Genomic DNA, 406 nt, shown 5'->3' on the forward strand with positions numbered 1-406 from the left:
GTGTATGCCCAGCAGCTCGTCCACTTCAGTGACCGGTGGCGCGGCTATGCGGGGGTGCGCGGCGACGCGCTGCGCTACGGCGTGCACGGCCGCGAACCGCGGTACGGGGCCCTCAATGGGGGGCGCGGGAACGACGCCACCGTCAGCCCGAAGTTCGGGATGGCCTTCACGCCGGCGGCGTCCCACGAGCTGTACCTCAACGCGGGCGTCGGCTTCCACAGCAACGACGTGCGCGGCGCCACCATCGCCATCGACCCGAAGACCGGCGATCCGGCCGACCGCGTCCCGGTGCTGGTGAAAGGCCGTGGCGCCGAGGTCGGGTGGCGCTTCCAGCCGGGCGAGGACCTGACGGCGACGCTCGCATGGTGGAGGCTCGGCCTCGACTCCGAGCTGGTCTACACGGGGG

Annotated in this window: 1 protein-coding gene; it reads left to right on the forward strand. The window is 72.4% G+C overall.

The window, feature by feature from the left end; all coding sequences use genetic code 11:
• Positions 1-406, forward strand: a 406-nt coding sequence (locus tag GVJ63_RS22070) for a TonB-dependent receptor domain-containing protein (RefSeq protein WP_159227376.1), incomplete at both ends; no start/stop codon positions are given.

The organism is Pantoea sp. 18059 (genome assembly GCF_902706165.1).
GTDB classification, from domain to species: Bacteria; Pseudomonadota; Gammaproteobacteria; order Enterobacterales; family Enterobacteriaceae; genus Pantoea; species Pantoea agglomerans.